Genomic DNA, 6,204 nt, shown 5'->3' with positions numbered 1-6,204 from the left:
AAATTCTAGTGGTTTTTTCAAATCTCTCGATTCTATTACTCTTATTCTTTTGTCTTGAAATCTCTTTCAAAACGGCTGTCAATTCAATATGTCTAGGAACGTGTTCTGCTTGTTTTTTCGTTTCGTCAACACTCGTTAAAGTGTTTCTCAAAGCGGGTGCAAAAGTGCAACTTCTTTTCTTAACTGGCAAGAAATTTTTGAAGTTTTTTTTGGAAATTTTTATCTCCAGTTTCTTCTCTTTTTCTTATCAGTCTATCAAGGAACTTTGCGCGTTTTGCGGGGTGCAAATGTAACATCCGTTTTCTAATCTCACAAGCTTTATCGAATCTTTTTTTGAAAATAAATTTTCTTGTTTAATTCGTACTACTTGCCAGTTTGTTAAAGAACTTCTGCGCCATTGCGGGTGCAAAAGTAGCCCATTTATTCGCTTTTACAAGCTTTTTTAAACCTTTTTTTTGATGTTTTCTTAACTTATTCTTTAAATCGCTGGAAACATGAATATTGAAACAAAACTATTTTCCTCGCCAAGGCCCTCTCCGAACGAGAGGGTGACGAAATGGATAGGATCAGTGACTTTCTGGTTAGAATTAGTCACAATCATTATAAATAGATAATAAATACTACGTACGCTGTGAAAGCTGCACTCCTATATATAAGCACACAATATTAATATTAATGATGGAGATTTCTACTTCGGCGAAATAACAAACTCGATGCAATCAGTACCCGCCGTTAGGGATACTAGCGAAAAGCCCGCAGAAAAATGAAATGAAATGGAATTTTTTAGAGGACTTGCAGAGGATAGCCCGACACATTATGAAAAAAGAGGCAACTACACATTAAGATAATTACCTCTTTTTTCATAATGAGCAACGCCCAAATGATATTATTATTTCAATTTTTCTGCTTTGGATTCCCAAGAGGTGGTGAGATTATCATAATCAACTGGATTTGCCGGATTCTGATTTTGTAATCTTCCAGATTCAAAAGCTCGAACTAATATTGTTTCTATTAAAAAATCCTCATTATTATCATAAGGAGCATATTTTGTTTTTAAGTTAATATCGAACATACTTGCCGCTGTATTTGACCAAAATGCTTTCCAACCACTTTTGAGATCTTTAATTAACTCATAAGTTGTAGTTCCTGTTTGGCGATGAATTAACTTCACCAGGATTTGGCCTTGTTTGCGGGATAACTTTTTAAGCTTTGTTTCAAATTCATTACTAAGGTAATCTTCGACAATCTTAAAGTATTTTTTTTTCTCTCTACCTGTTTTAAGATTAGCCATACCTCTATTTAGTACTGTCAATCTTTCGGCTGCTAGTTTTGCATACGGATAAGTCTTGTATACACGGTTTTGAAGAATTAAAAATTGCTTTTTTGCTTCAGGGTCGAGTTTTTCTTTATGAATGACTATTTCCGGTAATTGTATGGTGTCATTAAGTATAGAATCATTCTCCATCAATACATAACCCTTCTTGGTGGTATCCTTTGGAGTTACTTGAGCATTAACAGATATAGTTGCAAAAAGAAAAAATAAGAAAAGCGTAACGATCTTCATTAGTTGAAAAATTTAATTGCCAAAATTATACATTATATATACAACTGTGATGCCAAATTTATAATTTAGCAAAAAAATAATTTTATGAGTACTAAATCAATATTGAATAAGTCATCGCTTGAATTTTTAGAAAACTACCTTAATAATGCGTCACCTACAGGTTATGAAAGTAATGGACAGAAATTATGGATGGATTATTTGAAACCTTATGTTGATACTTTTATAACGGATACGTACGGTACTGCTGTAGGGATTATAAATCCAGACGCTCCATATAAGGTAGTAATCGAGGGACATGCTGACGAAATTTCTTGGTATGTAAATTACATTACTGATGATGGACTAATCTATGTAATTAGAAATGGTGGTTCTGATCACCAAATTGCACCTTCAAAACGTGTCAACATTCATACTAAAAATGGAATTGTAAAAGGTGTTTTTGGCTGGCCAGCAATTCATACTCGTAATAGAGGAAAAGAAGAAGTCGCTAAAGTTGATAATCTATTTATTGATATTGGTTGCGAAACTAAAGATCAAGTTGATAAAATGGGCGTTCATGTAGGTTGTGTAATAACCTATCCGGATGAATTCATGATTTTGAACGAAAACAAATTTGTTTGTCGCGCTATTGACAACCGTATGGGTGGTTTTATGATTGCCGAAGTGGCTCGTTTGCTACACGAAAACAAAATAAAACTTCCTTTTGGATTGTACATCACTAATTCTGTTCAGGAAGAAGTAGGTCTTCGCGGTGCCGAAATGATTACTAAAACTATCAAACCTAATGTAGCTATTGTTACTGATGTTTGCCACGACTCCACTACTCCAATGATCGAAAAGAAAATTGAAGGAGATACTAAAATAGGTAAAGGACCTGTAGTAACTTACGCTCCTGCTGTTCAGAATAATTTGAGAGAATTGATTTTGGAAACTGCTATGGCGAAAGAAATTCCATTCCAACGATTGGCTTCTTCTCGCGTCACTGGAACTGATACTGATGCTTTTGCTTACAGTAATGGTGGTGTTGCCTCAGCATTGATATCATTGCCTTTGCGTTACATGCATACAACCGTTGAAATGGTTCATCGTGATGATGTTGAAAACGTGATTAAATTGATATATGAAACCTTGTTGAAGATAGAAAACGAAGAAACCTTTTCTTATTTTAAATAAAAACTGTTTAAACGTTAATTTGGTTATTCCTTTAACCGATTTAAGCGAATAACCGAATTAACAAATAAACAACTCCATGAAAATTCTAATACTCGAAGACGATTTTACTTTATCGAAAGAAATGGTAACTTTTTTCACTTCCAAATCTTTTCAATGTACTCCTTATTATGATGGTTTGCTACTGCTAAAAAAATACAAATCCAATGATTATGATTTAATCATACTCGATATTAACGTTCCTGGCAAAAACGGAATCGAAGTTTGTAAAGCCATTCGAGAATTAGATAAAAAGACGCCAATAATAATGTTGACCGCATTTAGCGAAATTGAAGACAAGCTAACTTCATTCGAAAATGGTGCTGACGATTACTTGGTAAAACCCTTTCATTTTGATGAATTATTTGCTAGAGTACATTCGCTTTTACGCAGAAAAGAAACGCCACAACAGGCAAAAGAAAAAATTATCATTCAGGATTTAGAAATTTTTGAAACTGAAATGAAAGTTTTTCGGGCAGATATAGAAATCAAATTAACTCCAAAAGAGTTTAAACTGTTATTTACATTGGCCAATGCCAACGGAAATGTGCTTTCAAAACAATTCATTGCTGAAAAGCTTTGGGATTATCACATCGAGACCAATCAAAATACTATTGAAGTTTATATTAATTTTTTAAGAAAGAAAATCGATAAAGACCACGAAACAAAACTGATTCGGACCAAAATTGGTTACGGATATTATTTAAGCGATCAGGAATGACATTAAAAAACCGAATATCACTTTTAGTAAGTTTGCTTTTTACAATCCTTTTTGGGTTGGCTTCTACATTGATATTTGTTTTGTATTCTAATTTTAGAAAAGAAGAATTCCGCGATCGATTGGAGATTAAAGCGCTTTCGAACATTAAACTTCTAGTAAATGTGAAAGAAGTTGACGATCAGCTTTTGAAAATGATCGATCAAAACTCCATTAATAAATTGTATGATGAAAAGACTTTAGTCTTCGATTCTAATTATAAATTGATTTACAGCAGTATTGATGACGCCAAAATCAATTGGTCGATTGACGATTTAAAATACCTTAAAAAACATAAAACCTTTTTTAAACAACAAGGCAATTATGAAGTTTACGGCATTTTTTATGACACTAACGACAAAGATTTTTACGCCTTAATTTCTGCTACTGATGGTTATGGCAAGCGAAAATTGCTTTTCTTAAGATATACACTTGTTATATCTTATCTATTTTTTACTTGTATCTGCTGGGTTCTGACCTCTCTTATGGTAAAAAAAGCAATGAATCCGTTGAGTGCTTTTCATCAAAAAATAAAAAATATCAACGAGAATAATCTAGACACTCGTATCGCTTCTAAAAGCAACAAAAATGAAATTGATTTGATTGCTAATGAATTCAATTTCATGATGGATCGAATTGAAGTTTCGTATCAAAAACAAAAAGAATTTACCGCCCACGCCTCTCACGAACTGCGAACTCCCCTATCACGAATTACTTCGCAAATTGAAAATACAATTGCAGATCCGGCAACTTCCGTTAAAGACAAAATATTTTTGAAAAACATTTTGTCTGATGTCAATCAATTAACCGAATTAATTAATTCTTTATTGATTCTTTCGAAAATTGACTACAAGAATCAGGAACACCATGAAGTACATCGAATGGATGAAATTTTATTTTCGGCTATTGAAAATCTAAACAAGAGTTTTCCTGATTTTGTCATTTTATTCGAAATGGAACAAAATGACGATTTAGATACGGCTTTAGAAATTAAGGGAAATAAAAACTTATTAGAAATTGCGCTGAGCAACGTCTTAAAAAATGCCTGTGTTTATTCTGATGACAAACAAGCTAAAGTGAAAATCAGCACCACTGAACACAATCATCTTATAATTTCGATTTCAAATACCGGAAAAACATTGAGCGAAAACGAACAAAAAAATCTTTTTCAACCTTTTATGCGTGGAGAAAACTCAAAAGGAGCTTCTGGTTTTGGGCTTGGATTAAGAATCGTAAATCGGATTTTAACACTTCATACAGCACAAATTAGTTATAGTGTTCCAGTGGAAAACATTAATTTATTTCAACTTATTTTTCGTTAATAACAACTTCTTACTTTTTTTAAGGTCTTTTTAAGTTCGTTCTTAAGGCGTCTTAAAGCCTTGTGATAGCATCTTTGTATCAAATAAAAGGATACAATGAAAAAATTATTTGCATTACTATTTCTGGTTAGCCTTAATCAGGTAGTTGTGGCTCAAAAAACAGTCACATTAGAAGACTGCGAAAGTCAGTTTCTAAAAAAGAATCTTTTCTTGCTGGCTTCTCAATACAATATTGATGCTTCCAAAGCACTGACGATACAAGCCCGTATTTGGGATAATCCTACGCTTACTGCAGCATTAAATGCTTATAATCCTGATGGAAATCGCTATTTTGATATTGGTAAAGAAGGTCAGAAAGCATTTGGAATTGAACAGTTAATTTACTTGGGAGGCAAGAAAAGCAACGAAGTAAAATTGGCACAAACCAACGAACAATTGGCAGAACTTCAATTTAATGATTTATTAAGGATATTAAAACTGCAATTGCGAAAAAGTTTCTACACCGTTTACTACAACATAAAAAGTCTTGAAACTACTGATAAACAACTGACACATATTGAAGATTTAATCAATTCCTACTCCGTTCAGGAACAAAAAGGAAATATTCCTTTAAGAGATGTTGTTCGTTTACAATCCTTGTATCTCAATTTCAAAAATGAACGTATGGAAGTGGTGAATGATAATATTGAAGAACAAGCCAACTTAAAATTGTTATTGAACGAAACTGAAACCGTGATTCCGAATGTTTCTGATGTAGAGTTTAACAAATACCTAAAAACAATTGCTTTCGATTTAAAATCTTTAGAAAGCGATGCTATAACCAATCGTCCGGATTATTTGTCCAAACAAAAAGAAATTGATGCCAATTCATTAAATGTAAAATTGCAAAAATCACTTTCTGTACCTGATATTACAGTTGGCGCAACTTACGATCAACGAAGCGGTGCTTTTAATAAGGAAGCGAATTTGACACTTGGAATTCCGTTACCGCTTTGGAACAAAAATAAAGGAAATATTAAATACGCTCAAACTATTTTAGACCAATCAAAAGTGAAAAAGCAAAATTTCGACCTTCAATTGCAGACCGAAATTACTTCAGCCTGGACAAAATGGGACGAATCGCGTAAAAATTATTCGGTTATAAAACCTATAGTTAATGCTGATTTTGAAACCGTTTACAACGGGATATTAACCAATTTTAAAAAACGAAATATCAGCTTATTAGAATTTACTGATTTTATGGAAAGCTACAATCAGGCTACAATTCAGGTTAATGAATTAAAGAAAAAAGTAGTGCTTTCAGGCGAAGAATTCAATAGTACCATCAATAAAGACTTATTTTAAAACTAAAT

6 protein-coding genes are annotated in these 6,204 nt (G+C 32.8%); 4 read left to right on the top strand and 2 right to left on the bottom strand.

The genetic code is table 11. The annotated features are described in order from the left end of the window. On the bottom strand, positions 1 to 190 hold a 190-nt coding region (locus tag ACM55I_RS06785; RefSeq protein WP_416845994.1), incomplete at its 3' end, for a hypothetical protein. Positions 191 to 889: 699 nt separating this feature from the next. After that, complete coding sequence (locus tag ACM55I_RS06780; protein ID WP_416845993.1) at positions 890 to 1,564, bottom strand: DUF4294 domain-containing protein; 675 nt, start codon at positions 1,562 to 1,564, stop codon at positions 890 to 892. Positions 1,565 to 1,648: 84 nt separating this feature from the next. Here ACM55I_RS06780 and ACM55I_RS06775 point away from each other — a divergent pair, with 84 nt between their 5' ends. From ACM55I_RS06775 to ACM55I_RS06760, 4 genes are all read left to right on the top strand, one after another. Beyond that, a complete protein-coding gene (locus ACM55I_RS06775) occupies positions 1,649 to 2,737 on the top strand; it encodes a M42 family metallopeptidase (protein ID WP_416845992.1) in 1,089 nt (362 codons plus the stop codon). Positions 2,738 to 2,813: 76 nt separating this feature from the next. Continuing rightward, complete coding sequence (locus ACM55I_RS06770; protein WP_416845991.1) at positions 2,814 to 3,494, top strand: response regulator transcription factor; 681 nt, start codon at positions 2,814 to 2,816, stop codon at positions 3,492 to 3,494. After that, positions 3,491 to 4,852 carry a sensor histidine kinase gene (locus tag ACM55I_RS06765; RefSeq protein ID WP_416845990.1) on the top strand — a complete coding sequence of 454 codons (1,362 nt, stop codon included), beginning with the start codon at positions 3,491 to 3,493 and terminating at the stop codon, positions 4,850 to 4,852. The genes ACM55I_RS06770 and ACM55I_RS06765 overlap by 4 nt, the downstream gene beginning before the upstream one ends. Positions 4,853 to 4,948: 96 nt before the next feature. Continuing rightward, positions 4,949 to 6,196, top strand: coding sequence for a TolC family protein (locus ACM55I_RS06760; protein ID WP_416845989.1), 1,248 nt, complete (start codon positions 4,949 to 4,951; stop codon positions 6,194 to 6,196). Positions 6,197 to 6,204: the final 8 nt, after the last annotated feature.

The organism is Flavobacterium algoris (assembly GCF_048158525.1).
Classification (GTDB): domain Bacteria; phylum Bacteroidota; class Bacteroidia; order Flavobacteriales; family Flavobacteriaceae; genus Flavobacterium; species Flavobacterium algoris.
This window is presented reverse-complemented; position numbering and strand designations above follow the sequence as displayed.

Bases quoted from the DNA above. Each gene is read 5' to 3' on its own strand.
- ACM55I_RS06780 (WP_416845993.1), bottom strand. From the start codon at position 1,564: ATGAAGATCGTTACGCTTTTCTTATTTTTTCTTTTTGCAACTATATCT.
- ACM55I_RS06775 (WP_416845992.1), top strand. From the start codon at position 1,649: ATGAGTACTAAATCAATATTGAATAAGTCATCGCTTGAATTTTTAGAA.
- ACM55I_RS06770 (WP_416845991.1), top strand. From the start codon at position 2,814: ATGAAAATTCTAATACTCGAAGACGATTTTACTTTATCGAAAGAAATG.
- ACM55I_RS06765 (WP_416845990.1), top strand. From the start codon at position 3,491: ATGACATTAAAAAACCGAATATCACTTTTAGTAAGTTTGCTTTTTACA.
- ACM55I_RS06760 (WP_416845989.1), top strand. From the start codon at position 4,949: ATGAAAAAATTATTTGCATTACTATTTCTGGTTAGCCTTAATCAGGTA.